This window comes from Hymenobacter sp. (assembly GCF_036388155.1).
Taxonomy (GTDB): Bacteria; Bacteroidota; Bacteroidia; order Cytophagales; family Hymenobacteraceae; genus Hymenobacter.
In genome coordinates, this window is the sequence record NZ_DASVSI010000163.1 from 1 (window position 1) to 24,345 (window position 24,345).

Genomic DNA, 24,345 nt, shown 5'->3' on the forward strand with positions numbered 1-24,345 from the left:
CGGCGCCTGCCGTTCTTTGCACGCAATATGACCCCAGCCGACTTCCCCGCTAACATCACCGCCGCCCTCGCCCAGCTCAGCTACGGCGAGCAGCCCGACACCCTCTACGCCCCCATCCGCTACATCATGGGGCTTGGCGGCAAGCGCATCCGGCCGCTGCTCACGCTGCTTGGCGCCCACCTCTTTACCGATGAACTCAGCGGCGTCATCAAGCCCGCGCTGGCCACCGAAGTCTTCCACAACTTCACCCTGCTCCACGACGACCTGATGGACCAGGCGCCCCTGCGCCGTGGCCAGGCCACCGTGCACGAAAAGTGGAACCCCAACGTGGCCATCCTCTCCGGTGACGTGATGCTGGTGCGGGCCTACGAGCTGTTCCTGGAAGTGCGGCCCGAACTGCTCCCGCGCATCCTCGCCCGCTTCAGCCAGACAGCCGCCGAGGTCTGCGAAGGCCAGCAGTGGGACATGAATTTCGAGACCGAGCCCCAGGTCAGCATCGACCAGTACCTGGACATGATTCGCCTGAAAACTGCCGTCCTCCTCGGCTTCTGCCTGGAGCTGGGCGCCCGCCTCGCCGGCGCCTCCGAGGAAGACGCCGAGCACCTCCGCCAGTTCGGCACCGACATCGGCCTAGCCTTCCAGCTGCGCGACGACCTGCTCGACGTGTACGGCGACGCCGCCACCTTCGGCAAGCGCGTAGGCGGCGACATCATCTCCGACAAGAAGACCTTCCTCCTGCTCTCTGCCCAAGCCCAGGCCAATGCCGAGCAACAGGCCATCTTGCGCCAGTCCATCGCCCAACCCGTCACCGATGCAGATGCCAAGGTGGCCGCCGTGCGTGCCATCTACGACGACCTCGAAATTCGCCCCCAGACGGAAGCCCTCATCAACGACTACTTCCAGGACGCCCTCCAGCATTTGGAGCGCGTAGCGGCGCCCGCAGCGCGCAAGGAGCCCCTCCACCACCTCGCGCTCCAGCTCATGGACCGGGAAAGCTAGTTGTCAGTTGCTCGTTGGCCGTTGTCAGATTGTTCTCGATGATGGCTCTTCGGGCCTAGCAACTGACAACAAACAATTGACAACTACATCCCCTTTCCGTGTTCAATCCCATCCTCATTCTCATCGGCCTCACGGTCGCCATCTCTGCCTATGCTTGGTCGAAAGACGAGCTCATGGACTCCTGGATAATGCAGCCCTACCGCATGGCCCGCTCCAGCGGCCAGTGGTACCGCCTGCTCACTTCAGGTTTCTTGCATGCGGATTTGATGCACCTTTTTTTCAACATGTTTGCCTTCTACTCCTTCGGCCCGGTGGTGCTGCGGACGTTAGTAGAAGTGTATGGTCAAGGGGCAGGCATTGGCCTGTTTCTACTGCTCTATTTGGGTGGCATCATCATCTCCGATTTGCCTACTTACTTCCGTCATCGCGACGACCCCGGCTACCGCAGCCTCGGCGCGTCGGGTGGCGTGTCGTCGGTGCTCTTCGCCAGCATTATGATTATGCCTGTCGCTCCCAAAGGCCAAGGCATTACCATTTTTCCGTTTAACGATTTCCCCATTCAGCCCTTCGTGTTTGGCTTCCTCTATTTAGCCTACTCCTACTACATGGGCCGCCGTCGGGGCGATAACATCAACCACGATGCCCACTTTTATGGCGCTCTCTATGGCGTGGTGCTCTTACTTGCGCTTATGCCCACTGCGGCGCCTGCATTTATTGAACAAATAAGCTTGTTTATTCAGTCAAAACTCTGATTATCAGTTAATTGATTCTAATTTTATAATCTGAAATAATCTATTTAGGGAGCATTTCGTACTGAGGGAAGATTCCATCTTTCACTTTCCTTCCCTCCACATGCAAACCCTCCGTCAATTCGCTTCTCGCTTGCCTTCCACGGCTCTTTTGCTGCCCCTGCTGTTGCTGGCCACTTCGTGTAGCCGTTACAACAATAACGGCAGCCTTTCCATCGTCGGAGTACTTTACCTCATTCTGGCTATTGCAGCTGTCATCAGCCTGCTAAAACAAGATTGGAGTTTGACCAAAAAGCTCGTTTGGGGCGCCATCATTTGGTTCTTCCCAGTTCTTGGGTCCATTATCTACTTTCTGTTCTCAGGCCGTAGGTAGCTAAAGTCAGCCTGTTTCCTTCAAACAAAAAGCCCCGGCCAATTGGCCGGGGCTTTTTGTTTTGGGATGCTTCACCGTCGAGCCGATTCTGCGGTCTATTCCAATGAGTGGCTTTTACTGATTTAGCAGCCGCTTTTTTTCCAGCCGTGCTACGCCCCGCAGCAGTTCGCCGCTGTTCGTAATTTGGGTCATTTGCCAGTGGTCGCCTTGGCGCCGCATCTTCACTTCCACCACCATTGTGGTATCGTATTTGGGCTGCGTTATCTCCAACCCCACGAAAGCATTGTCGCCTTCCTCCCGAGTGTATTTGATGCCCTTGAATTCGCTCTCTGGGCTCGCCACGCGGCTGGCCAGTCCGGTCAGCGAGAGGTTTACCATGCGCTTGGGTGCTGTCGCGGCGGCGGCCTCTAGTGAGCCGGTTTCTACGTAGCGCTGCACTTCCTGGTGTGCCGCTTTAGCGAGGGCTGGCTTGAGCATGCGCAGGGCCCCACCAGTCACAAGTCCGCCGCCGGGTATGAGCGAAGTCAGCGCCGAGCTTTGCTGGGCTACGTCGTCTACCAAGTGGCCCGTCACGCTGCTCACGTCAACGTACTTCTCGAACGTGGCCATGTCGTGCGATTGCACCGCCGCCGCGGCCAGCACCAATGCGCCCTGCGGCCCATTCTTCAAGCTTCGGTAATAGTAGTAGCCTCCGGCACCCAGGGCTATGAGTAACACAAGTAGCAGCAGTTTTTTCATGGATGCGAAAGCAATAAAGATGAGCTGCGAAATTACCCCAAAGCTTGGGTTTTGCTGGAACCCCCTGTGTGGTGCCCAAGCGGCACAGCAGCATTTGCCCTGAAGGCACTTCGGCCGCCTACGGGCGGTTTTGCTTCCCATACTGCTAAAACCTGTAGCAACGCCCATGCTCGTTCGGTTTCCTGTGCAGCGCCGTCATAGCACATCTACCGTAGTTGACGCTGCCTGCTCCCCAAAAACGCCATGCGAGCCTTTTTTTACGCCCTCATTACTCGGGGTGAATGCAGTTGAATTAAACGTCATGGTATCGTCAACAACCAAGTTTTCGTCTCGCACGAGCCGTGGCTAAATCCATTCATTCCTTTGACCTGAATGGGCAAAACACACTCCTTAGCGGGCCACGGCACCGCTGCTTATTTGCCTAGTAACGCCACCTTATGGCGTTGTGACTGCGGCCAGCTCCAGCACTCCAATTGCTCCGAGCATTTCCCCGAGCTGCCTACAAGCCCCTGCTGAAACAATTTCTTGAGTGCCTTAAAAACCACACCTCATCAGGGAAGGCTCGCCTCAGTACAGTACTCGCTTGAGTTCAAACGCACGTCTGGAGGAGAGAGGGTGTTTTCCATCGTTAGCGCTAGGCTTTCCTCACTTCGACGCTTAAAGTTTTTCTGGTGCGGGCGTTCTGACGCTTGCCACGCCACGCTGCTGTGCTTCGACACCTGCAACTCGGGTTGGCTCATTAGCAAGCATCCAGTCTAACCACTTAATTATTGGCCGAAGATGAGTTGCCTTGAGGTACCACAACCATTAGGCTTTGTACCCACCACTCTTGGGCCGGACATTATGCTGTTCCCCTGAGACTGCGCGGACAGAGTTCCTGCCCTTGTACACATGTCTGTAAACGGATTCATCGATTTGGTACGCCTAACACTTTTATGAACGCATGGCATCACTACAACCTTTCCGGTTAGGTTGATTGCCGCCCTATCTGGCCGGTAACAAACCGGCTGCATTGATAGTACTGCTCCACTAATGAAAAGGGTTTGCTTGATTCAGCAGACCTGTTTTGTAATAATTACAGTGCTTGTATTGTAACAAGCGTGTTCGTAACGCGTTATTGTCACGACCTTAATTGTAATTGTTACACTGTCTTTGTTTGTAACACATGTGTGATTATACATAATTTGTAATTTTATTGTTCGTACAAATTTGTCTAATTCGCGTAGAATGGACATATTTGCACAAGCGTTACGGAACACGTCAATTATGCCACATCAAGGGGAAATCCTGCAAGAAGCCATCAAAAACAGCGGTATTTCCATTACGCGTATCGTAGAGGAACTGGGCATTACACGCCCAACAATTTATCGTAAATTCAAAGAAGAAACAGTCGATTACAACATTGTAAAAAGAATTGGGGAAATAATAAATCACGACTTTTCAAATGATTTTACAGTTGTCCAGCAATCTGTACTTTCATTTGTAACACAACAAGCCAAAACACCTGTTACAAGTACTGTTACACCGCGTGTAACATCCTCTCTTAATGCAGAATCCGACCCCGCAAAGCAACTTTTACTTCTGCAGGCGAAGTATATCTCCCTGCTTGAGGCCTATAATGAGCTCCTGTTGAAAGTGTATGGGCCAAAGTGACAAAAATGTTCCACGTGAAACATTTTTGTTCGGGTCAGGATTGACGAACAGATGTGTTCTCTTGCGCAGCTTAGTTTAAGAAAAGCAAAGGAAACAAGCGGCACTTAGGTAATCCATGCGCGGCATGTGGTTAGACCAGTGTTTGACCGAGCGAGCATGTTGTGGGAGACGGGTTACAACCAGTTACAAAACACTTGCTCTTGCTATAATGACGCTGCTGCAAAAGCCTGAAAAATCTCCCAGAAAAAGTATGGTAAGCTCAAGTGTCCAAACCCGCACTTGCACCTACGCGGTGGGTGAGAAGCGAGGATGAGGAACTCACTAAGGGAAATAGGGAAATGTTGGCGTCATGAACGCACGGGAGTCCTGACCCTACAATGGGCAAGCCAAGGGCATGCGGAGCAAAGCCGACGGACGCTACCGCTACAGGAAGATGACTTCCTTGATAACTGTTTCGCCCACCTCAGCATTGATGAGCTCAGCTACCCGGGTCTTCGCCATGAGGAGCTCGTGTTTGAGCGGGGCAGAGGTCAGCCGAACGAAAAGCCGGCCCTGATTGACGTAGACCTCCTGGGTCTTTAAAGCAACGGCCTTCCCCATCACGCGCTCCCAGCTGGACACCACGGTCACTTCATTGAGCTTGCCTTGCAGCCGGTAGGTACGCACCAGTGTTTCGAGTCCCTCCTTGAGGGAAATGTCACCGGAGCGAGTGGGGGAGGAAGGCTTTTTCACGAGGCAGGCAGGCAAAATAAAGGGGCGAATAAACCCCTGTTATGTTACCGCAAAGGTAGCCCAGGCTACCGTTATACCGGCGCGACAGTACCGTCCTGGACTCGGAAACGGAGGATGGGAATGGTCACCCGAGCCAAGGCCTGGTCGGTTCGCTCAAGGTTGGTGTCGGTAAGAAATACTTGCCCGAAGGTTTCATCCGCCACCAATTCCAAGAGCCGGGCAATGCGCTTGTCGTCGAGCCGGTCAAATATATCATCAAGGAGGAGCAGCGGCTTGTGCTGTTGCTTGGCGGCCAACATTTCAAACTGCGCCAACTTGAGGGCAATTGCGAAGGATTTCTGCTGGCCTTGGGACGCGTGACTCTTTACGGGTTGCTCATCCATGAGGAAGACAAAATCGTCGCGATGCGAGCCGGTGGTGCTGCGCTGCAAGGCAAAGTCGCGGCGTTCGTTGCTGCGCAAAAGATGAGCGAAATCGGCACCCAGGAGCTGGCTTTTGTACGTGAGCGTAACCAGTTCCCGGCCGTCAGCTAGCTGCTGGTAGTGGCGCTGGAAGATGGGCACGTACTCCGCCAGGAAAGCTTCGCGGAGGGCGGTGAGTTGCTGACCGATGGGAGCAAGCTGCTCATCAAGTGCCAGAAGGTATTCCCGGTCGAAGCCGTGAGCGGGCCGGTCGCCTCCCTGCTTCAGGACGGCGTTGCGCTGGCGGAGCAGCGCGTTGTAGGAAATGAGCAGTTCAAGGAACTCGTGGTCGAGCTGGGCCATCAGGCTGTCAAAATATTTGCGTCGTTCCTCGCTGCCCTGCCGAATCAGGTCCGTGTCGTAAGGTGAAATGAGCACCGCTGGATACTTGCCGATGTGGTCAGCCATGCGCTCATAGGGCTGCTTGTTGTGGGTCAGCGTCTTTTTCTGGCCTTGGCGCAAACTGACCTGGATGGTTTCCTGCCCTAAGTCAGAATTCGACGTAAAATTCCCCTTAACTACAAAGAAATCAGCGCCTTGCTTAATGCAAAGTGCGTCTGAAGAAGTTATCGCACTCTTGGTCAGCGACAAATAGTGAATGGCGTCCAACAAGTTGGTTTTTCCGCTGCCATTGTCTCCGATGAAGCAATTGAGGCCGGGGGACAAGCGCAGGGCGGCGTCATCGTAATTTTTAAAAAAAAGCAGCTGGAGGGAGTCAAGGGTCATAAGGTTCGGTATTGCCAGCACTTTTACGTAATTTCGCCCTCCCAACGCGAATTATTCTTTTCCTTGAACGAGCTATGGCAGATACGAAAGTAAAAGCTGCTTCAAAAAAATCGACGGCAACCAATGGCGCAGCAGCTGCAGCCAAAGGAAAAGGCAAGGCGGCCACCACCGGTGGCCAACCCGACCCGGTAATGCCCGGCACCGACGCCCCCACCATGGCGGCCTCCGGTACCGACTTGTCTAAAGAAGCCAAAGCCGGTACTTCCTTCCCGAAGGAAACCTACTTGCGCTGGTACGAGCAGATGCAGCTCATGCGGAAGTTCGAGGACAAGGCTGGCCAGCTCTACGGCCAGCAAAAGATTAAAGGTTTCTGCCACCTCTACATCGGCCAAGAGGCTTGCGTAGCGGGGCAGGTATCGGCGCTGGAAAAAGGCGACAAGTACATCACCGCCTACCGCGACCACGCCCACCCGCTGGCGCTGGGCACCTCGCCCAATGCCGTGATGGCAGAGCTATTTGCCAAAGCCACCGGCTGCTCGAAAGGCAAGGGCGGTTCGATGCACATGTTCGACAAGGAGGTTGGGTTTATGGGCGGCCACGGCATCGTGGGCGGCCAAGTGCCCATGGGCGCCGGCATTGCCTTTGCCGAGAAGTACAACAAGACCGGCAAGCTGTGCATTTGCTCGATGGGCGACGGCGCCGTGCGCCAGGGTGCCCTGCACGAAGCCTTCAACATGGCCATGCTGTGGAAGCTGCCCGTCATCTTCGTGATTGAGAACAACGGCTATGCCATGGGCACGTCGGTGCAGCGCACCTCCAACGTGACCGACCTCTACAAGATTGGCTTGAGCTACGACATGCCGTCAGAGCCCGTGAACGGGATGCGCGTGGAAGATGTTCACGAAGCGGTGGCCCGCGCCGCCGAGCGCGCCCGCGCCGGCGAAGGCCCCACGCTGCTCGAGTTCAAGACCTACCGCTACAAGGGCCACTCCATGAGCGACCCCGCCAAGTACCGCACCAAAGAGGAGCTGGAAGATTACCGGCACCGCGACGCCATCGAGGGCGTGCGCCACACCATCCTCACGAACAACATGGCCACCGAGGCCGACCTGGAAGCCATTGACGAGCGCATCAAAGCCCAGGTAGCCGAGTCGGTAGAATTTGCCGAAAGCTCGCCTTATCCCACGCCCGACGAATTGTACAAGGACGTGTACGTGCAAGAAGATTATCCTTACATCCACGACTAACTAACCCGGTCCCTGTGGGCCACCCGGCCTGCGTGCAGGCCTATAGTAGCAATACCCTCCGCAATGTCGAAGATTCCTTACACTGGCAAGAGCCAGCAGGCCCGTCAGGGGCAACCCGTTCAGAACGTTTCGGCCGACCCGCTGGCGCCTGCCGAAAACCTGGCACCGGAAAACCCGCTGCTCGAAGACCCGGACGCGTTGGCGGCCCGGCTGGCGGAGTCGGAAGATTTTGTACGCAACAACCGCAACCTGCTGCTCGGCATTCTAGCCGTGGTGGTGCTGGCCGTGGTTGGCGCGTTCGGTTTCTACTACTGGCGCAACACGCAGGACGCAAAAGCGCAGGCCAGCATGTTCCGCGCCGTGAACCACTGGGAAGCGGACTCACTGAACAAGGCCATCAAAGGCGACGGCAAGGCTCCGGGCCTGACCACCGTGGCCAACGAGTACGGCAACACCAAAGCCGGCAACCTCGCCAACTTCTACGCCGGCGTGGCTTCACTGAAGCAGGGCAAGTTCAAGGAGGCCCTCGATTACTTGGAGGACTTCAGTTCCGACGACTACTTGGTGCAGAGCCGTGCCTACGCCCTGATGGGTGATGCGCAACTCGAATTGAACAAGCCCAAGGAAGCTGCCGACCTGTACGCCAAAGCTGCCGACCACAACGCCAACGAGTACTTCTCGCCCGGTTACTTGCTTAAGGAAGCTACGGCTCGTGAATTGGCCAAGGACAACGAAGGCGCCGTGAAAGCCTACGACCGCATCATCAACGAATTCCCCTCGGCCCAAGAAGTGGCGGAAGCCCGCCAGTACAAAGCCAAACTGGAAGGCGCCAAATAAGCAGCACTCCACTATCATTGCCATCCCCATCCTGCACCGCGCAAGATGGGGATGTTGTTTATAAGACCACCTATGGCCACTTCTCTTCAAAACCTCAGCGACTACGACGCCACCAATTTTATTGACATCAGCGAAAAACGCTTCGGCCTAGTGGTTGCAGACTGGAACCGCGACATTACCGACGTGCTCAGCGCCGGTGCCTACGACACGCTCATCAAACACGGCGCCACTGCGGAGAACATTTTCTGCAATAGCGTGCCCGGCAGCTTCGAATTGACGCTCGGGGCGCAGTTCCTGGCGCAGCACGACGAGATGGACGCCGTCATTTGTTTGGGGGTCGTGATTCAGGGCGAAACCAAGCACGACGACTACATCTGCCACGCCGTGGCGCAAGGCATCACCCAAGTGGGATTGAAGTTCAACAAGCCCGTCATTTTTGGGCTTGTCACGACGAATACCTTGGAGCAAGCCTGGGACCGCGCCGGGGGGAAGCACGGCAATAAGGGAGTGGAAGCCGCTGTGGCTGCTATTCAAATGTTAGGTTTTTAGCATTCGGAGGAAAAGCGGCCCTGCGTTCGTAACTTTGCAGCCGCAAAATCAAGCGTGCAATGGCCTTACGTAGAGGCCGCAGGCACGCAACGGTTTGGCCAAACCATTTAGCAGGTGGCGGTGTTGCCGCTTCGCTGCCCAATGGCGGCGCATTTCCTACCCCTTTTACCCCCCTTTCGATGAACGAGGACAACATTCGCTATTCCCGGGAAGACTTGAATGAGTTCGACCAGATTATTCAGGAGAAACTGACGGCGGCCCGCAAAGAGTTGGCATTCATCAAGGAAACCCTGAACCGCAGCAACGATTCCGGCACCGACACCACCGCCTCGTCGGCCAAGGTGCTGGAGGACGGCGCTGACACCGCCGAGAAGGAAAGCATGAACCAGTTGGCCTCGCGCCAGATGAAGTTCATCCAGCAACTCGAAAACGCGCAGGTCCGCATCAAAAACGGCACCTATGGCGTGTGCATCGGCACGGGCAAGCTGATTCCGAAGGAGCGCCTGCGGGCGGTGCCGCACACCCAGCATTCCATCGAAGCCAAAATGGCTCGCCGCGACTAGTCCACGCGAAGGCCTGGGGCCCGAACCTGCGGGCTGGCGCTGCGGCGGCCGGCTAGCGGGTTCGGGCTTTTGCTTTTAACTTGAGGGAATCATTTTTGCCACCGTTAGCCTTTGTCGGCTATGCGAGCTTCCCCTCAGACCACCACGTTTTTCATCATACCGTAGCGATACGGCAAGCAACTACTTTCCCATGGGCAAGAAACATTTTTCAGAAGATAAGACGAACCGTCGCGGCGGTCGCAGCGCAGGAGGCCCGGGTGGCTTCGGCAACCAAAACGAGCGACCGAGCAATGGCGGACCCGCTGGCCGAGGCGAGCGCGAGCGTGGCAGTGACCGCGGCGGATACTCCGCGGCCCGTCCTGGCAATGGCCGTCCAGCCACGAACGGCGCTTTCGGGCGCCCGGCCACGAACGGCGCCTTTGGCCGTCCGAGCAACGGCGGCTTCGGCGGCGGGCGCAGCTTCGGCGAGGGCGAGAAGCGCAGCTTTGGTGCCGGTGGAGGCAAGAACTTCGGTGGTGGCCGCGATGGTGGCCCGCGCGAGCAAGGCGGTTTCCGCCCCGGCGCCGACCGGTTTGAGCGCGGCGAGCGCCCGGGCAAAGAGCAGCGCACCGGCACCAGCTACGGCCGCACGGCCCAGCGGCCGGAGCGTGGCGGCTTTGGCAATGACCGTGGCGACCAGCGCGGCGCGGGCCCCGATGCCCGGCCCATTCGGGAATACCAGCCGAAGGAAAACTGGAACGGCCAGCCTTACCGCCGCGATGGCGAAAAGGCCGTGCCCCGTGGCATGCCCGGCGAGCGCAACCGCAAGTTCCAAAAGCAAAACCCCAACGAGCCAACCGAAACCAGCGCCCCCCGCGGCGGCAGCTTTGGGCGGAGCACGCCCCGCGAGCCAGAGGATTTCCAGCGCAGCGAAGAGCGGGGCCCAAACCGGCCCATCCGAGCAGCCCGTCCGTTTGAAGCCAACCCGCCCCAGCCCCGTGAGGAGCGCGGTGAGCGGCGCGACTTTGCAGGCGGCAGCGATGCCGACCGCCGCGGCGACGAAGCGGCCTTCGGTCGGAAGTTTACGCCCGGCGCTTTTGGCAAACGTGAGAATGCTAACTACGCTGCTAGCCGCAGCACGGGCGAGCGCCCGGGTGGCTACGAGAAGCGCAGCCAAGAGAAGTGGACTCCCGCGCCCGGCAGCTTTGCCGAGCGTCGCGAGGCCTTGAAAGCGCAGGAGCGCAGCGTCCGTCGCTCGGGTACCGGGTATGGCGCTAGCGTCGACAAGCCGCGGGCGGCCCGCCCGGTGGTGCAGGAGAACCGCGCCGACAAGCCCCGCTACGGCGAGAAACCCGGCGAAGCGCCCGACTACAAAAACCTCAAGCACTACGAAAACGACAAGAACCGTGGCAACAAGCGTCGTCGCGAGGAAGAGGATTTCGGAGCTGACGAGACGCGTCTGAACCGTTACATCGCGAACGCCGGTATTTGCTCACGGCGTGAGGCCGACGCGCTGATTGCCGCCGGTGAAATCCGGGTGAACGGCGAAGTAGTGACGGAGATGGGCTACAAGGTGCAGCCCGCCGACACCGTGCAGTACGGCAAGACCAACCTCAACCGAGAGAAGTCGGTGTATGTGCTGCTGAACAAGCCCAAGGACTTCATCACGACCACCGAAGACCCCGAAGGTCGTCGCACGGTGATGGACTTGGTGGCCAGCGCCTCGAAGGAGCGCATCTTTCCCGTAGGCCGGCTCGACCGGAACACGACGGGCTTGTTGCTTTTCACCAACGATGGCGAGATTGCCCAGAAGCTTTCTCATCCTTCACACAAAAACAAGAAAATTTACCAAGTCGAATTGAGCCAACCGCTGGCGGAGGAAGACTTGCGCAAAATTGCCGAAGGGGTGGAGCTGGAAGACGGCAAAGCCGTGGTGGACGACGTGGCCGTAGTGGCCGGCAATGCGCACTTCGTGGGCATCGAAATTCACATCGGGCGGAATCGCATTGTCCGCCGCATTTTCGAGCACCTGGGCTACGAAGTGGTGGCCCTGGACCGCGTGCAATACGCCGGCCTCACCAAGAAGGACCTGCCCCGCGGCAAGTGGCGCTTCCTCAGCGAGCAGGAAGTAATTCGCTTGAAGTACTTCTTGTAAATCTGAAGCAAGTGTAAAGAAACGTCATGCTGGGCTGGTCGAAGCATCCTTACTACGGTAGGGATGCTTCGACCAGCCCAGCATGACGTTCTACTTCTACTCATTCTTCTCAATCAGTTCGAATTGCGCACGCTTGCATTGGACATCGGCAACACGGCAGTTAAGGCCGGCTGCTTCGAGGGGCCGCGCCTGCACCAGATGCAGGCTGCGCTCACGGCGCCGGAGGTATTGACGCTGGTGCAGCAGTGGCGCCCCGAGCACGTCATCATTGCCTCGGTGGCGGAAGATGCCGCGCTTCGAGCCGAGGAACTGCGAAGCTTGGTGCCGGGCGAAATTCTGACTTTCGCTTCCAGCACCACCGCCATTCCCCTGCGCAATGCCTACGCCACCCCGCATACTCTTGGGGCCGACCGATTGGCGGGCGCGGTAGGCGCGGCAGGCTTGCGGCCCGGCCAGCCCACGCTCATAGTGGACGCCGGCACCGCCCTGAAGGTTGACTTGGTCACGGCCGACGGGGTGTACCACGGAGGCAGCATCTCGCCGGGCCTGAGCATGCGCTTTCGGGCCTTGCACGCGTTCACGGGGCGGCTGCCGCGGTTGGAGCTGCCAGCGGCCGATGCAACGATTCCGCTCGTGGGCGACTCCACTACGGGAAGCCTGCTGAGCGGCGTGGTGCACGGCACGGTAGCCGAAATTACCGGGTTGATTGCTCAATATCAGCAACTCTATCCCGGACTTGGGGTGTTGTTGACGGGGGGCGATGCTGCTTTTCTGGCGGCCCGGCTCTCGGCTCGTATCTTTGTTGTGCCTGAGCTAGTGCTGCTCGGCCTTAATCGGATTTTAGCGTATCATGTTGTCAAATAAAGAGATGGGTTGCCTGCGTTTGGGCTTGGTGTTGGCCGGCGTGGCGGGGTTGACCGTGAGTGGCGCGCAGGCGCAGGGCCTGGGCAACTCGCCCTACTCGCGCATTGGCTTGGGCGAGTTCAACGCCAATACCGGCGGCGTGCGCCAGATGGGCATGGGCGGCGTTGGCTTGGCTGCGCCTAACGCAGTCAATGTGAACGAGTTGAATCCTGCCATGTTGTACTACACTTCGCGCACCACGTTTGAGGCCGGCTACAACGGGCAGTACAAAACGGCGAAGAATGCGAACGGCTCCATCCGCAGCGGCAGCGGCACGCTGGGCTACCTGGCCCTGTCCGTGCCATTAAGCTCAAAGTGGGGCGCCGCGGTGGGCCTGAAGCCGCTGAGCTCGGTGGACTACGAGTCGAACACCATACAAGGCGTTCGAAATGACCCCACCACCCAGGTGCTCACCCAGGCGAAAGGGGAGGGCGGCGTTTCCGAAGCCTACCTGGGCCAGGGGTTTCGCATCACCAAGAACTTCACGCTGGGGTTCACGGCTTCCTACGTTTTTGGCGTAATTGACGAAACCTCCAGCACCACCCTGCAGGTGGCCAACACCTCCACGGCGCTGCAGGAAACGGCAGTAGACCGCACTCACATTCGTTACTCGGACTTTGGGTTCCGGGCCGGCGCGCACTACCGGCACAAGCTCGGCAAAGAGCTCAGCGTGAACCTGGCGGGCGTATACGGTTTTGCCCACGACTTGCGCGGCACCCGAGACGTTACGCAGGAACGTCAGGACGCCGCCGGCGCCGTAAGCGCCAGCACCACCGTGAGCGATGGCCGCGGCAGCACCTACGTGCCCGCCCTCGCCCAGGTCGGCATCAGCTTCGACAACGACAAGAACTGGAGCGCCAACTTTGATGCTTCGCACCAGCAGTGGTCCAAATTCCGCAGCTTCGGCGAAACAGGCGTGCCCCTGAGCAACACGCTGCGTCTGGGTCTGGGCGGGGAAATCACGCCGGACCCGGGCTCGGTAGAGCATTACTTCCAGCGCGTGACGTACCGCGCGGGCCTCTCGTTTGCGCAGCTGCCGTACCAGCCGGGCGGCAAAGCCCTCTACGACCGGGCCGTGAGCTGGGGCTTTGCCTTCCCGCTGCCCACGGCCACTCCCCTGGAAGCCACCACTTTCAGCCTGGCGTTTATCTATGGCGTGCGGGGCAATACCGACGTGCTCAACGCCGCTACCGGCACCAGCAACGTACAGGAAAGCTATATCCGCGGGCAGCTGGGCATTACGTTGAACAACCGCTGGTTTATCAAGCGGCGTTTGCAGTAAGTCGCAGACTTTTTCAACCAACACAATGCTGACATTGAGGTTCGTTTTTGGAAGTGGGGCATTGCTGGCGGCGCTGGCGTTGGCTGGCTGCGACAAAAAGACGGCGACGGGCCCCAAGCAGGAATACAAGGGCCCGCTGATGGAAACCACCAACGTGAAGGCCCTCTTCAGCGACTCGGCGAAGCTCAAGTTTCAGCTTACCGCGCCGCTGGAGCAGCGCTTCGAAAACGGCGACTTCATTTACCCCAAAGGGGTGAAGGTGGTATTCTACTCGGCCGACGGGAAAAAGACGGTGGTGAACACGCTGACGGCCAACTACGGCAAGTCGGACAACTCCAAAAACCTCTACATCATGCGCGGCAACGTGCAGGTGACAAACGTGCCGCAGGAACAAAAAATGAACACCGAAGAGTTGTTCTTTGATAAAACCAAGCAGCTCATCTACACCGACACCGCCATGTTCGTAAAGGTGGAAACGCCCAACGAATACATTGACGGCTACGGCTTGAAAGCCAACCAGAACTTCTCGCGCTACAGCATCAAGCGGCCCACGGGCATCCTCTCCAAGTCGGGGCAGGCGCCGCTGTAGGGCCTTGGGTCAAGGCCGTCTTGGGCGGTGTTCCATTCAACTCGTTTCTCATGAAGTTCGACAAATCCCTGCTCCGCACCGTGCTCTTCGCCGTGGGCGTAGTGGCGTTGGTCATTGGCATCTACCAGACCATTCTGTTCAACGACTTGAGCCGAAACTACTGGTTGTTTATGGTGGCCATGACGTGCTGGATGCCGCTGCTCTACTGGCGGCAGCAGGAGCGCCTGGAAGCAAAAATTGCCGAGGAGCAAGCCCGGCTGGCCAAACAGGCCAAAGCCAAAACGCCCGCCAAGTCGGGGAAAAGACGCCGGTAGGCCAGTGCGCTTGACGAAGCAGCGGCAAGGACTTTTTGGGGCAACTATGCGCGATGAAGCAGGCTTTCCGGCTCTTTTTCGGGACTTTAAATCGGCTAATACTTTGATTACCGGTCAAATTCTGGTTATTTTGCGCCTCTTTTGACTAACGACAAGAATTGTCAGTTGCTCGTTGTCAGTTGTCAGCTTGTTCTGAATAACTGCTTCCCGAGGCTGACAACAGACAATTAATAACTGACAACCAAGGAATGGCTTTAATTAACACGATTCGAGAAAAATCAGGCGTGGCGGTGGGCCTCGTGGCGGTTGGCATGGTGCTGTTCATTGTGGGCGGCGACTTGGTGGGTGGCAACAGCCGCCTCTTCAACCGCAACGACACGACGGTGGGCGAAGTGGCCGGCCAGAAAGTGGAGCTGGCTGATTACAACAACGCCCTCGAGCAAGCCAAGCAGGCCTTCATTGCCCAGCAGCAGCGCCAGCCCGACGACCAAGCCATGGGCTTCTTGCGCGACCAAGCCTGGAACCAGACCATCTACCGCATGGCCTTCCAGCCGGAGTGGGAAAAGCTGGGCTTGAGCGTGTCGGGCGACGAGGAATGGGACATGGTGCAGGGCGACAACATCAGCCCCGCCATCAAGCAGGCCTTCTCCGACCCCAAAACGGGCCAGTTTGACCGCGCCCGCCTGATTGACTACTTGAAGAACCTCGAGAAGCTGCCGCCCGAAAACCAGGCCGCTTGGCGCAATTTCGAAGCCAACCTGCCCACCGAGCGCATTGCCAACAAATACAACGCCCTGCTGAAAAACTCGGTGTACGTGACCACCGCCGAAGCCAAACGCTTCGAGCAGGCCCAGAACACCAAAGCCACCGTGAAGTACCTGTTTGTGCCCTACGGCAGCATTTCCGACTCGGCGGTGAAGGTGACCGACGCCCAGCTACAGGCTTACCTCGACAAGAACAAGGGCAAGTACAAAGTGGAAGACGGCCGCACGGTGGAGTACATCACCGTGCCCGTGGTGGCTTCGAAAGAAGACAGCGCCGCCGTGAAAACCTCCATCGCGGACCTGGCCACGCAGTTTGCGTCGGCGCCGGTGGATTCGCTGTTCGTGTCGGCCAACTCAGAGCAGCCCTACAACAAGGCCTTCCGCAGCCCCGCCGACCTGCCCGAGGAGTTGCGCAAGCAATTGCCCCTTATCCAGGGCAAAGTGTACGGCCCCTACGCCGAAAACGGTACCTACTCGCTCTACAAAGTGACCGGGGCCAGCACCGGCACCCAGTCGGCCGCTCGCGCCAGCCACATCCTCATCAAAGCCGAAGGCGCCACGCCCGAAGCCAAGGCCGCAGCCAAAGCCAAAGCCCAGGACATCCTCAACAAAATCAAAGGCGGTGCCGACTTCGCCACCCTAGCCCGTCAGTTCGGCACGGACGGCACCAAGGAGCAAGGCGGCGACCTGGGCTGGTTTGGCCAGGGCCGCATGGTGCCCGAGTTCGAAAAAGCCATTTTCGGCGCCACGGCCCCCGGCTTGTTGCCCAACGTGGTGGAAACTTCGTTCGGCTACCACGTCATCAAGGTAACGGCGGCGCCCACCAAGCAGACCTATCAGGTGGCTGAGGTGAAGAAGACCATCGCCCCGAGCGATGCTACCCGCGAAGCCGCCTACGCCAAAGCGCAGGAGCTGAAAGGCCAAGCCACCGACTTGGAGAGCTTCCGCAAGCTGGTGACCAAAGACAAGACGCTGGTGAAGCAAGAAGCCAAAAACCTCGACCGCGCTGCCCGCAACGTCAACAACCTGCCAAATGCTCGTGAGCTGGTGCGTTGGGCTTTCGGCTTCAACCAGAACGGCGACGAAACCAAGGTGGGCGACATCTCGGAAGTGTACGAGATGGGCGACCAGTACGTCATCGCGGCCCTCACCGACCAGCGCAGCAAAGGCACCGCCACGGTGGCCAACCTGCGCCCCGAGCTGACGGCGCTGGTGCGCAACGAGGAGAAGGCCAAGCTAATCTCGGCCAAGCTGCCCACCGCGGGCACGCTGGAAGAAATGGCCTCGAAATACGGCCCCACTGCTCAGGTAGGCACCGCCCCGGACGTGGTGCTTGGGCAGGGCAACCTCACCAACGTGGGCTTCGAGCCCTTGGCGGTAGGCAAAGCCTTCGCGCTGAAGCCGGGTCAGAAGTCGGCCCCCATCCAAGGCGAGCAAGGCGTGTTGGTGGTGGAGCCCGTGAGCGTAACACCCGCGGCTTCTACCGCGGCCATCAAGGCCACGCAGCAGCAGCTCTTGCAGCAGCGCGCGCAGCAGCAGGATTCCAAAATTTACGAGGCCATCAAGGCCCACGCCAACGTGAAAGACAACCGCACGAAGTTTTTCTAAGCGACAACTTGTTGGGTTAAAAAGGGCCGTACCTTGGGGTGCGGCCCTTTTTGGTTTTGGGCATCTTTGTGAAACTGGAGAACCGGCACCCTACACCGCCGGGTTTGCGTTGAACGAACGCGGCGGAGCCAAGCGTTGAGGTCGAGGTTTGACTACTGTGTGTACTGAGCAGCAGGAACTAGGTAGTAAGAATTAAGTAACCAGTAGCTCCAGGTCGTGGCTTGCTTTTCAACGAGTGGGTCCACGTCTGCTATTTCTACTTGATTCTCGCCACTGTTTACTTGCTGCCTGATTCCGGCTACTTAATTCTATTCATTTATGCGTCCGCATTCTATTCTTCTCGCTGCTTCCATTGCACTAGCTCTGCCGGCTCAGGCGCAGCAGCCCGCTAAAGAGTGGGCGCCGGTGAGTGGGTCCGCGCTGGCCCAGGACTACGCCCGTCGCGGCGAGCACGAGAAAGTGGTATTCCTGTTCGAGAAGTTGTCGGCCGAAGAGCAGTCCAGCCTGTCGGTGTTTCCGGTCTACCTGGCCTCGCTGCAGGCACTGAAGCGCCACAAGGAGGCCGAGAAGCTCGCCAAAAAAGCCGTCAAGCTGCACCCCGAAGACGCGACCTACGGGGTGGCATTAGGCGGGGTATATTCCGCAGCAGGAGAGAATGCCGATGCCGAAAAACAGTGGCAAAAAGTCTTGAGCCAACTCACACCCGCCCAGGTGCTGCCAGTGGCCACCGAGTTTGCCCGCCGCGAGCTGCCCGCCTGGACCGAACGCACCTACCTACGCGGCCGGGCCCTGGCCAAAAACGACACCGAATACGCCCCTCAGCTGATTCAGCTGTATACCCAAACCCAAAACCAGCCGCAAGTGCTGGCCGAGACCCTGCGGCTAGTGGCGCAGAACGAAAAGCAGCTGCCTTTCGCCCGCAACATGCTGCAAAACGCCCTGCGCGAAGAGAAGGACTTTGACGCGCTGGAAAAACTGCTGCTCACGGCCACCCAGGAGCACCCCGAGCAGGCGTCCTATAGCGAGCTGCTGCTGTGGCTGCAAGTGCAGCGCCGCGATTTCAGCGGGGCCCTGGTGCAGGCCCGCGCCCTCGACCGGCGCAGTCGCAGCGAGGGCGTCCGGGTGATGGAGCTGGCTAGCATTGCGCAGCAAAACAAGGACTACGAAAGCGCCATCGAGGGCTACGCCTACGTGGTGAAGGAGTACCGCGGCGGCACTTACGGCAACATGGCCCGCCAGCGGCTGCTGCAGGCCCGGGAGGCCCAGGTGCGGGAAACCTACCCCGTGGACGTGGCCAAAGTGCGCGCCCTGGTAGGCGACTACGAGCAACTGCTGACCGAGCTGGGCCGCACTCCCGACACCGCACCGGTGCTGCGCAACCTGGCCAACCTCTACGCCTTCCAGCTGAACGACCGCGCCAAAGCCATGACCCTGCTGCAAGAGGTGATTGACATGCCGCGCGCCAGCGACGAAGTAGTGGACCAAGCCAAAGTGACCCAAGGCGACCTGTACCTGTTGAAAGCCGAGCCCTGGGAGGCCACCCTGCTGTACTCGCAGGTGGAAAAGTCGCACAAAGACTCGCCCTTGGGCTACGAAGCCAAGCTGCGCAACGCCCGCCTGAGCTACTACGCCGGCGACTTTAAGCTGGCCCAAAGTCACCTCGACATCCTCAAAGAAGCCACCACTCGCGAAATCGCCAACGACGCCATGCAGCTTTCGCTGCTCATTCAGGACAACACGGTGGAGGACACGTTGGGCCTGGGCCTGCGGGCCTACGCGGCCGTAGAACAGCTGGTATTCCAGAATAAAATTGCCGAAGCCATCAAAGGGCTGGACAACCTGCTGGAGAAATTCCCCGGTCATTCGCTCTCCGATGACACCTACTACCTCAAAGCGCAATTGCAGCGGCGCACCGGCGACTTCCCCGGCGCCGTGGCCACCTTGGAGCGCATCACCGCAAACCCCAAATACGACGTGCTGAGCGACGATGCCCTCTTTCTGCTGGCCCGCATTCAGGAAGAGGATGTGAAGGACAAAGTGAAGGCGCAGGAGCTCTACAACCAAATCATCACCAAGTACCCCGGCAGCATTTACGTGGCCGAGGCCCGCAAGCGCTTCCGCAAGCTGCGCGGCGATGGGGTGTAGGTAGTTTTTGAGGGCAAGAGGGTGTGGGAGTAGGGGTTAAACTTCCTACCCCCACACCCTCTTGCCCTCCTGCCCTCGAAAAACTACCCAAAAAACACGAACATCAGCGCCAGGGCCACGATGAATACCACGTACATCAGGCCATCCGAAAGGATGTACTGGCGGTATTTGCGGTAAAATTCCTGGAGCTTATTCATCGTCTGCGGCGGGGCGAGCGGCCCAGTGCCAAAGGTACGGCGGCAAGGATGGGGCGGGGTTTGGTCGTACTTTTGCGACCATTTCTACGACCTATCTAATGCCCATATCCGCTACTAAGCGCTGGAATTATATCCCCGAAGCTGACCCTGCCCGCGCCCAACGGCTGACCGAGGCCCTGTTCATTGCTCCCGAAATAGCCGCCCTTCTGGTGCAGCGGGGCATCGACACGCCCGAAGCCGCCGCCGCCTTCTTTCACCCCAACCTGCGCCAGCTGCCCGACCCGCTGCTGATGCGCGACATGGACCGCGCCGTGGCCCGCCTGGCCCGGGCCTACGAGGAAGATGAAAAAGTGCTGGTGCTGGGCGACTACGACGTGGACGGCATCACGTCGGTAGCCACGGTGATGAGCTACCTCACGCCGCTGTTCGGAGCCGAGCGCCTGCGCGACTACATTCCGGACCGCTACACCGAGGGCTACGGCATTTCGGAAAAAGCCATTGACTTTGCGGCCGAAAACAAGTTCACGCTCATTGTGGCGCTCGACTGCGGCGTGAAAGCCGTGGAGCAAGTGGCCTACGCCACCCGCCAAGGCGTCGACTTCATTGTCTGCGACCACCACCTGCCCGGCGACGAGCTGCCGGCCGCCGTGGCCGTGCTCGACCCCAAGCGGGCCGATTGCGAGTATCCCTACAAAGAGCTTTCCGGCTGCGGCGTGGGCTTCAAGCTGATGCAGGCCCTGGGCGAGCGCCTGGGCTTGCCCGACGCGCCCCTCCACGACTTGCTCGACCTGGCCACCGTCAGCATTGCCGCCGACGTCGTGCCCATCACCGGTGAAAACCGGATTCTGGCGGCCCACGGCTTGCGGCGTTTCAACGAAGACGCGCATTTGCTGCGGCCAGGCCTTGCCGCCTTGCGCGAACTGGCCACACTGCGCGAAGGCCCCTTGGGCATCAGCAGCTTGATATTTGGTTTTGCCCCGCGCATCAACGCCGCCGGCCGCATGGGCGACGCCCGCCGCGCCGTGGCCATGCTGCTGGCCCCCGACCAGCAAGAGGCCCGCTACACCGCCGAAGTGGTGGACCAAATGAACCAGGAGCGCCGCGGCTCCGACCAGCACACCACCCAGGAGGCGCTGGACATGATTGCCGGGAGCCCCGCCCTGCAAAACGCCCACGCCACCGTGCTTTACAAAGCCGACTGGCACCAAGGCGTGCTGGGCATTGTGGCCTCGCGCTGCCTCGACCAATACTACCGCCCCACGGTCATCCTCACCCAGCGCGACGGCAAGGCCACGGGCTCGGCCCGCTCCGTGGCCGGCTTCGACGTGCACCAGGCCCTGGAAGCCTGCGCCCCGCTGCTCGACCAGTTTGGCGGCCACCGCGCCGCGGCCGGGCTCACGCTCAAGGTGGAAAACGTGCCCGCCTTTCAGCAGCGTTTCGAAGAAGTGGTGGCCGACACCCTTACCACGGAGCACCTCGTGCGGCCCGTGGAAGTGGCGGCTACACTGCCCCTGAGCCGCATCAACGAAGAATTCTTTGCGGAACTGCGGCGCATGGAGCCCTTCGGTCCCGGCAACCCTAACCCCGTTTTTGCTTCGATGCGGTTGGTAGCCGTGCCCCACAGCGCCCGCGTGGTGGGCCAGGGCCACCTTAAATTGCGCTTGGCTTCGGCCGATGTGACCGGGCCTGCCGTCGACGCCATCGGGTTCGGCCTGGCCGATTATCTGCCCGAAATCGACCAAGGCAAGCCCTTCAGCGCCTGCTACACGGTGGAGCTGAACGAGTACCGCGGCCAGCGCAGCGTGCAGCTACGCTTGCTGGACGTGCGCTGGGAGTAAGGACGCTGCGCTTAATGAGGAATGAAGAGTGAAGAATGAGCAATGCAATGTCTGTCATCCTGAGCGCAGCGAAGAACCTTCTCACTTCCGCGCCGGTTGGTGGCAGCACCAGTTGTTCTACCTTGATAAGGTCCTTCGCTGCGCTCAGGACGACAGACATTGCATTGCTCATATTGCTTTGCTCATTAAGCGCAGAGTTCCACACCCACCACAGCAGCGGCAGCTGCAAGGGCAGCCGTCCCCACGCCACCCAGCCCGGAATGCCCAGTTGCTCGTGAATCAAGGCCATGTACACGTTGGCCGGAAACACGGCGACCAGCAGTGCCAGCAGGCCCCAACCGGCAGCGCGCCGCATGCCACGCAGCAGTAACCCCAGCCCGCCCAGGATTTCGAATGCGCCACTCGCATACACCAGCGCCAGCGGCTGCGGCAGCCACGGCGGCATGATGGCCAGGTACGTGGCCGGGTGCACGAAGTGCCACGCGCCCGCCAGCACAAACAGCACAGCCAGTGCGTAGCGGCTCAGCAGGCGAAGAGGCATAGTGGTTTAACTTTTTTGGCTCTTGCGTGGCCGCGCAGTCGCCAGATAAATCAAAACCGCACTGCCTTCAGTGCGTAACCACTAGCTTGCTGCGAGCCACCTGCTGTCCGTTCACGCGCATCGTCGCGAAATAAAGCCCCGCTGGCAAGGCCCGCACCGAAAGCCGGGTTTCGGTTTCTGTTGCGCTGACCGGTTGGACCAGCACCACCCGGCCCAGCGCATCGCGTAGCTCCAGCGTGGCCGCACCCGGCGCCGGGGCGTAGCGCGCGGCCACGATTTCGCTGGCCGGGTTGGGGTACAGGTCCAAGCCGGCGCCGGCGGCGCGGCCGGGGCGGGCGGCCAGGGGCTGGGCGGCGGGCACGACGTGGGAGTCCACCACGCGCGGCAGGCCCGGCACCCGCAGGTGGGCCAGGTAAATGCGTGAGGAGTTGATGTCGTTGCTGCCGGCCACGACCACCAAGCTGGAATCGGAGAGGGGCTGCAGGCCCTGGGCCACGCCGAAGAAGCCGAAGCGCCCGCCGCCGGTGTTGGCCGTGAGCACCTGCGAGACGAAAGGATAGCGCTGTTGCAGGGCCCCGGCCGCCGAGAAGCGGAAGAGCCAGTAAGGAAAGCCGCGCCCGCTCTGCCCGTTGCTGGCCACTACCACCAGCGAGCCGTCGGCCAGTTCCCGGGGCTGGGTCAAGGCGGTCGCACCCTGGCGGTGGACGTGGCTCCAAACCAGATTCAGGTTGCGGTCGAGCCGGGCCAAAAAAGGGCTAAGCGCGACATTGGTGGAGTCTGCGTATCCCACCAGCGCAAAGCCTCCGTCACGCAAGGGCACCAGCGAGCCGGGCTTGGTCAGGGGCAGCGTGGAATTGCCCAGGAGGCGGATGACCACGCGACGCGTGGTGAGCGAGTCGCCTTGTTGGTTGAACTCCATCACCCCGGTGGCAACGGCCAACACGGGCAAGCGCACCGGGTACTGCACGGCTAGCAGCAGGGTGCCGGTGCGGGTGTACACGGGGTTGCTCAGGGTAAAACTAAGGCGTTGGCCGTAGGTACGCCGCCACTGCACCTGGCCCAGGCTATCGAGCCGGATGACGAAGGAATGGTTGCCGCCCTGACCGTTACTTTGGCCACCGAACAGGAAAAAGCCGGCGCCCGGTGCTTCAATCACGCCGCTGACCCCCTCGCCACTGGATTGCGGTGGAACGACCCGCCGCCAGCGGGTGCTGCCATCGCGGTTGAACAAGCTCAGCACAATGCGAATGCTGTCGCCGTTGGTGCCGGCCGCCAGGGGCCGTACGAGTTGTTGGGTTACCAGCACTTGCCCCCGCCGGTTGGTGCCTGCCACGCTGCTGATGCCGCTAAGGCGCAGGCGGGCCGTCGTCGACCCGGTTGGCAAGGTGTCGCAGCTGCTCAGGCGCAGCCGCTGCACCCGGGTCACCGCCGACGCGATATTGGTGGGGTAGTAGTCGCTCACGAGCCGCAACGAGTCGGGTTGCCAGCTGACCAACGCGGTGGCCCTCAAAAAGGTGGTGGCACCACTGTTTAGCTGCCGCTCACACAGCAGTTGCTGCGCCGTGGCGCTGCTGGCGTGGCAAACCAGCCACGCCAGCAATAAAAGTCCGTGTTTCATCGGCGTAGATGCGACAACATTAGCGAACGATGGTCAGCTTGCGACTAGCTCGCACTTGCCCGGCCACTTCCACCGTTCCCACGTAGAGGCCAGGGGGCAACTGCGACACTGAGAAGCTGATGTTGCCCGTGTGATGCAGCAACGGCTGCGTTAGTACCGGCTGCCCCACCGCATTGCGGAGCACCAACGCCGCTGGTGAGGTATCCGCTGGTAAAGCGTAAGCAAATGTTGCTGTTTCACTGGCTGGATTGGGGTACGCCTCCCGCAGGATACCATTGCCGGCTGGCGCTTCTCCTGTCTTGCTTGGTGGCGTAGCGGCGGACCGCGCGTTCACACCGGGCGTGGTGGAGCCACCGCAGGCGTTGGTGCCGGAGATGGTGGTGATGGGTGCGCTGCCGGTTGGTGCCCCTTGAGCATTGGTGCCATAAATTTCATCGTTATTAGGTCCCGCAAATGATTCCTGTCCGGAAGCAGAGTCATAGCGGAAATACCGAAACAAGCCACCGCCAGTGGGTTGCGTCCCATCATACATAAACCGCTTCCTGTCATCCGCCATGCCGTCAAAGCGGTTGCCGTTGGGCTGACTGGCCGTGCCCAAGCTGGCCGGGAAGGGCGTGCCCGCCTTCACCCACACGCCCGCGCCGCCGGCCAGGGCGTTGCGGAACGTGTTGCAGCGCAGCGTCACCTGCGGGACGCCCTGGTAATAGTAGGCGTAGCCAGAAAAGACGAGCCCGTCCTCTTGCGGGGAGGAGCGACGGAAAACAAGGGCGTGGGGCATGGGCAAA

Annotated in this window: 22 protein-coding genes; 16 read left to right on the plus strand and 6 right to left on the minus strand. The window is 59.8% G+C overall.

The annotated features are described in order from the left end of the window. Window positions 1–27 precede the first annotated feature (27 nt). The 3 genes from VF629_RS22850 to VF629_RS22860 all read left to right on the plus strand — a co-directional run bounded on the left by VF629_RS22850 (window position 28) and on the right by VF629_RS22860 (window position 2,121). Window positions 28–999 (plus strand): polyprenyl synthetase family protein, encoded by a 972-nt coding sequence (locus tag VF629_RS22850; protein ID WP_331060891.1) that lies wholly within the window; start codon window positions 28–30, stop codon window positions 997–999. Window positions 1,000–1,097: 98 nt separating this feature from the next. Then, window positions 1,098–1,751, plus strand: coding sequence for a rhomboid family intramembrane serine protease (locus tag VF629_RS22855; protein WP_331060826.1), 654 nt, complete (start codon window positions 1,098–1,100; stop codon window positions 1,749–1,751). Window positions 1,752–1,851: 100 nt separating this feature from the next. Next, window positions 1,852–2,121: a PLD nuclease N-terminal domain-containing protein gene (locus tag VF629_RS22860; protein ID WP_331060827.1), complete on the plus strand. Its 270-nt coding sequence runs from the start codon at window positions 1,852–1,854 to the stop codon at window positions 2,119–2,121. Between the two features lie 114 nt (window positions 2,122–2,235). Here VF629_RS22860 and VF629_RS22865 read toward each other — a convergent pair whose 3' ends face one another. Further along, complete coding sequence (locus VF629_RS22865; protein WP_331060828.1) at window positions 2,236–2,859, minus strand: hypothetical protein; 624 nt, start codon at window positions 2,857–2,859, stop codon at window positions 2,236–2,238. Between the two features lie 1,227 nt (window positions 2,860–4,086). Between VF629_RS22865 and VF629_RS22870 the strand changes: the two genes are divergently transcribed. Further along, a complete protein-coding gene (locus tag VF629_RS22870; protein WP_331060829.1) occupies window positions 4,087–4,512 on the plus strand; it encodes a helix-turn-helix domain-containing protein in 426 nt (141 codons plus the stop codon). Between the two features lie 423 nt (window positions 4,513–4,935). On the opposite strand, the gene VF629_RS22875 is transcribed toward VF629_RS22870, so the two are convergent. Together VF629_RS22875 and recF are read right to left on the minus strand one after the other, a co-directional pair. Next, window positions 4,936–5,244, minus strand: a complete 309-nt coding sequence (locus VF629_RS22875) for a DUF721 domain-containing protein (RefSeq protein ID WP_331060830.1) — start codon at window positions 5,242–5,244, stop codon at window positions 4,936–4,938. Between the two features lie 71 nt (window positions 5,245–5,315). After that, entirely contained in the window at window positions 5,316–6,431 is a 1,116-nt protein-coding gene (gene recF, locus VF629_RS22880; protein ID WP_331060831.1) for a DNA replication/repair protein RecF, read from the minus strand. A 215-nt stretch (window positions 6,432–6,646) separates the two neighbouring features. On the opposite strand from recF, the gene pdhA reads away from it, so the two are divergent. From pdhA to recJ, 12 genes are all read left to right on the plus strand, one after another. Further along, complete coding sequence (gene pdhA / locus VF629_RS22885; RefSeq protein ID WP_331060892.1) at window positions 6,647–7,678, plus strand: pyruvate dehydrogenase (acetyl-transferring) E1 component subunit alpha; 1,032 nt, start codon at window positions 6,647–6,649, stop codon at window positions 7,676–7,678. A gap of 63 nt (window positions 7,679–7,741) precedes the next feature. Beyond that, complete coding sequence (locus VF629_RS22890) at window positions 7,742–8,515, plus strand: tetratricopeptide repeat protein (RefSeq protein WP_331060832.1); 774 nt, start codon at window positions 7,742–7,744, stop codon at window positions 8,513–8,515. A gap of 72 nt (window positions 8,516–8,587) precedes the next feature. Further along, the gene (gene ribH, locus VF629_RS22895; RefSeq protein ID WP_331060833.1) at window positions 8,588–9,064 is read left to right on the plus strand and encodes a 6,7-dimethyl-8-ribityllumazine synthase; all 477 of its coding nucleotides are present in this window, start codon (window positions 8,588–8,590) and stop codon (window positions 9,062–9,064) included. Window positions 9,065–9,243: 179 nt separating this feature from the next. Then, window positions 9,244–9,627 carry a TraR/DksA family transcriptional regulator gene (locus VF629_RS22900; protein WP_196280318.1) on the plus strand — a complete coding sequence of 128 codons (384 nt, stop codon included), beginning with the start codon at window positions 9,244–9,246 and terminating at the stop codon, window positions 9,625–9,627. Between the two features lie 190 nt (window positions 9,628–9,817). Then, window positions 9,818–11,761 carry a pseudouridine synthase gene (locus VF629_RS22905; protein WP_331060834.1) on the plus strand — a complete coding sequence of 648 codons (1,944 nt, stop codon included), beginning with the start codon at window positions 9,818–9,820 and terminating at the stop codon, window positions 11,759–11,761. A gap of 123 nt (window positions 11,762–11,884) precedes the next feature. Further along, entirely contained in the window at window positions 11,885–12,625 is a 741-nt protein-coding gene (locus tag VF629_RS22910; RefSeq protein ID WP_331060835.1) for a type III pantothenate kinase, read from the plus strand. Further along, the gene (locus VF629_RS22915; protein WP_331060836.1) at window positions 12,612–13,946 is read left to right on the plus strand and encodes a hypothetical protein; all 1,335 of its coding nucleotides are present in this window, start codon (window positions 12,612–12,614) and stop codon (window positions 13,944–13,946) included. Before VF629_RS22910 ends, VF629_RS22915 begins: the two co-directional genes overlap by 14 nt. Before the next feature lie 25 nt (window positions 13,947–13,971). Beyond that, on the plus strand, window positions 13,972–14,535 hold the full coding sequence (gene lptC / locus VF629_RS22920) for an LPS export ABC transporter periplasmic protein LptC (RefSeq protein WP_331060837.1): 564 nt from the start codon (window positions 13,972–13,974) through the stop codon (window positions 14,533–14,535). Window positions 14,536–14,585: 50 nt separating this feature from the next. Further along, the gene (locus tag VF629_RS22925; RefSeq protein ID WP_331060838.1) at window positions 14,586–14,849 is read left to right on the plus strand and encodes a hypothetical protein; all 264 of its coding nucleotides are present in this window, start codon (window positions 14,586–14,588) and stop codon (window positions 14,847–14,849) included. Between the two features lie 248 nt (window positions 14,850–15,097). Then, window positions 15,098–17,221: a peptidylprolyl isomerase gene (locus VF629_RS22930; protein ID WP_331060839.1), complete on the plus strand. Its 2,124-nt coding sequence runs from the start codon at window positions 15,098–15,100 to the stop codon at window positions 17,219–17,221. 318 nt (window positions 17,222–17,539) lie between these two features. Then, window positions 17,540–19,366, plus strand: a complete 1,827-nt coding sequence (locus VF629_RS22935) for a tetratricopeptide repeat protein (protein ID WP_331060840.1) — start codon at window positions 17,540–17,542, stop codon at window positions 19,364–19,366. A gap of 295 nt (window positions 19,367–19,661) precedes the next feature. Further along, window positions 19,662–21,401: a single-stranded-DNA-specific exonuclease RecJ gene (gene recJ / locus VF629_RS22940; protein WP_331060841.1), complete on the plus strand. Its 1,740-nt coding sequence runs from the start codon at window positions 19,662–19,664 to the stop codon at window positions 21,399–21,401. Here the strand turns inward: recJ and VF629_RS22945 are convergent. The 3 genes from VF629_RS22945 to VF629_RS22955 form a co-directional block, all read right to left on the minus strand. Continuing rightward, window positions 21,316–21,942: a hypothetical protein gene (locus VF629_RS22945; protein WP_331060842.1), complete on the minus strand. Its 627-nt coding sequence runs from the start codon at window positions 21,940–21,942 to the stop codon at window positions 21,316–21,318. The genes recJ and VF629_RS22945 overlap by 86 nt on opposite strands. A gap of 67 nt (window positions 21,943–22,009) precedes the next feature. Beyond that, window positions 22,010–23,560, minus strand: coding sequence for a T9SS type A sorting domain-containing protein (locus VF629_RS22950; protein WP_331060843.1), 1,551 nt, complete (start codon window positions 23,558–23,560; stop codon window positions 22,010–22,012). A 19-nt stretch (window positions 23,561–23,579) separates the two neighbouring features. Continuing rightward, window positions 23,580–24,338, minus strand: a complete 759-nt coding sequence (locus VF629_RS22955) for a T9SS type A sorting domain-containing protein (protein ID WP_331060844.1) — start codon at window positions 24,336–24,338, stop codon at window positions 23,580–23,582. Window positions 24,339–24,345 lie beyond the last annotated feature (7 nt).